Origin of the sequence: Stenotrophomonas sp. AS012628 (genome assembly GCF_010608305.1) — a bacterium.
Classification (GTDB): domain Bacteria; phylum Pseudomonadota; class Gammaproteobacteria; order Xanthomonadales; family Xanthomonadaceae; genus Stenotrophomonas; species Stenotrophomonas geniculata.
Genome location: NZ_VMBJ01000184.1, coordinates 1 through 253 on the forward strand (window position 1 = coordinate 1; position 253 = coordinate 253).

Annotated in this window: 1 protein-coding gene; it reads right to left on the bottom strand. The window is 68.0% G+C overall.

The genetic code is table 11. The annotated features are described in order from the left end of the window. Positions 1-253: TIGR00730 family Rossman fold protein (locus tag G5A07_RS21535; protein ID WP_191864005.1), on the bottom strand; the 253-nt coding region annotated here is incomplete at both ends.

Consider the following 253-nt stretch of genomic DNA (forward strand, 5'->3'; position numbering starts at 1 on the left):
GGTCAGCAGCGGATCGTAGAAACCGTTCACTTCGAGCAGGCCCAGCGGCTTGGCGTGGTAGCCCAGTTGGCCCCAGGTCCAGACCTCGAACAGCTCTTCCAGGGTGCCGAGCCCGCCGGGCAGGGCGATGAAGGCGTCGGCCAGCTCGGCCATGCGCGCCTTGCGCGCGTGCATGCCGTCTACCACTTCCAGGCGGGTCAGGCCCTTGTGGCCGATCTCGGCCTCCTGCAGGCTCTGCGGGATGATCCCGATC